This is a genomic window from Fusibacter sp., assembly GCF_057447755.1.
The window spans coordinates 1-2,539 of sequence record NZ_JBVBZF010000426.1 but is presented as its reverse complement, the minus strand read 5'-3'; the positions used below and the strand labels follow the sequence as shown (position 1 = coordinate 2,539).

Annotated in this window: 2 protein-coding genes; both read left to right on the top strand. The window is 35.4% G+C overall.

The annotated features are described in order from the left end of the window. The coding region (locus tag AC220I_RS21195; protein WP_486725862.1) for a response regulator transcription factor at nt 1-1,340 on the top strand (1,340 nt) is incomplete at its 5' end. A gap of 316 nt (nt 1,341-1,656) precedes the next feature. Next, complete coding sequence (locus AC220I_RS21190) at nt 1,657-2,397, top strand: sensor histidine kinase (protein WP_486725861.1); 741 nt, start codon at nt 1,657-1,659, stop codon at nt 2,395-2,397. The last annotated feature ends 142 nt before the right edge of the window (nt 2,398-2,539 follow it).

Below are 2,539 nucleotides of genomic sequence, written 5' to 3'. Positions count from 1 at the left end.
TTATCAGTGGATATCAACACTTTGATTATGCCCATAATGCCATAAAATATGGGGTTAAGGATTATTTGCTAAAGCCGTTAAACAAAGACGAAATCAATCAAACGCTTTTAAAAATGATCGAGAGATACCAAGAACGGGATCTTGATCGAGTCAGCATAGAAAAGCATCAGTTTGATGAAATTAAAAAGGGTCATGAAAACTTCTATGAACAATTCTTATTGAATCCACTTAAAAAGGAAATTGCAATCAAAGACATCAATCAGCAGTTCAGGACACACTTTGTTGAGGGCTATTTTCAGTGCCTAGTTTTGAAGATTGATGTGGATGCCGGTCTTAAGCAGACTGAGATATGTGATATGCTGGTCTCTAAAATTCAACAAATTGTACAAGTTAGATTGAGACCTGTCTGTGATGAGTTGACACAAGTAAAGTCTGGAGATTGCCTAATTCTTTTTATTAATAAGAAGAATGAAGCCAAAAAAGAAGTGAGAAAAGCACTTCACAGAATTTTGGAGGAGAGCCATTTACTCCGTGATCTGTTTAATGATCTCGTGGTTACAGCAGGCATGGGAAGGGTTGTTTATCGACTCGGGGAATCTTATAAGAGTTTTAATAATGCAATGGATGTCATATATGAGAGAATTGATAGGGGCTGTGGCAATATATTGGATTATGAGCCGCTTGAAGAACGGGAACTTCAGGACGTACTGACATCTGAAAAGAGACGGCGTTTGGTGGATCTTGTTGAAATTTTAGATATTGAAGGCATTTCTCTGTGGTTGAGTCAGATTAAAGTCACTCTTGAAAGCGAGTCTGGTAAAACGGTTTATAGAGTATTAACTGAAGTTTCAGAAATTGTGACATATGGCTTAAAACATCATTTGAATCTACAATTGGAGTTCCTTGAAAAAGAGTCGCTTAATTTAGAGATGCAAACCAGCCGCAAAGCATTATTTGATCATTTGGAAAAAAATGTGATTAGATGGTTAAGAGCAGCAGTTGAACAGAAACAGAGTGAGTCCAATAAACCAATAAGGGATGCTCAAAAATATATTCTAGATCATTATGCATCGAATTTAAACCTTGAGAATATCAGTCAAATGATTGGTTTTAGCGCGTCATACTTTTCTACTTTATTTAAAAAGGAAACGGGATATAATTTCTTGGAATATGTGACTCTGATCAGGATAAAAATGGCTAAGGAACAGCTATCAGAGTCATCAAAGAGTGTAATTGAAATAGCCAATGATGTTGGCTATCATGACATAAAGCATTTTACAAAACAGTTCAAGAAAATTACGGGTCTTAATCCATCGCAATATCGTAAGCTCTATTACTGAATAGGTGATAAAGGGGTCAAATGTGAGTAAACAAAGAAGGTATTTAAATCAAATAGTGGAATCATATTTTGTGAAGCTTGTTTTTTTTATCATTTTATTATTGATTTTGATGCTGGTATTCTTCATGATTTATGGTGTCCATTATATGCTCTATTTAGTCTGGATTGGGTTGGTATTTATCTTTGCATTCATATGCCAAAAGGCTTACAAGAATCTTGTAAGCCCTTTTAAAATTGAGGAAAAAAAGCTGAAGAGTTACCATTTAGGGTATGACTCCAGTGCACTGTCCACTCTGGACCTGTATTATTCTGAGCACATGGAAAAGACAATTTTGAAGTTTATTCATTTATTTGATGCAATGAATGCCATAAAACTTACCAATACACATGCAGAATACAGGGCACTTCAAAATCAAATAAATCCGCATTTTCTGTACAACACATTAGAGGCCATACGAAGTGATGCCATTTGTGTTGGGGCTGACGATATTGCCAATATAACTGAAGCACTGGCAAAGTTTTTTAGATATACCATTTCAAACGTCAACAACCTCGTCACGCTTGAAGAAGAAATCATGAATGCAGAAAATTACTTTGCGATTCAGAACTACCGATTTGGCGATAAGATCAGCCTTAACATAGATTATCCAGAAGCAGATCAGAAGATTTCTAAACTGAGAATACCAAAGCTGACGCTTCAACCAATTATTGAAAATGCAATCATACATGGCCTTGAAAAAAAGGTTGGCAAAGGTAAGATTGAGATTGAGTTTACTATGACCGAAGATCGTTTATTGATTGTCATTACAGATGATGGCGTTGGTATGGATGAAATGGAGCTTGATAATATCATCAGCAAACTCAATCAAATTAACATGGATGAGGCGTCCACCCAAACACCGCAAAGGGGTGGCATTGCCTTGATCAATGTTAGCAACAGATTGAAGCTTCAATATGGTGAAAAGTATGGCTTGCTTCTATCCAGTGTTAAAAACTTCGGAACAAGGGTTGAAATTATTTGTCCCCTATCAAATCAAGCAGGTGAAGACCATGCATAAGGAACGCCTCAGAATTGAAAATATTACATTGATTGATCAAAATATAAAAACACTGAATCACTTTTCATTAAACTTATATATAGGAGAAGTATTAGGTGTTTTTATTAATAGTGGCCTTGAAAAAAAGCATTTTATAGATTTA

Bases quoted from the DNA above. Each gene is read 5' to 3' on its own strand.
- AC220I_RS21190 (WP_486725861.1), top strand. From the start codon at position 1,657: ATGGAAAAGACAATTTTGAAGTTTATTCATTTATTTGATGCAATGAAT.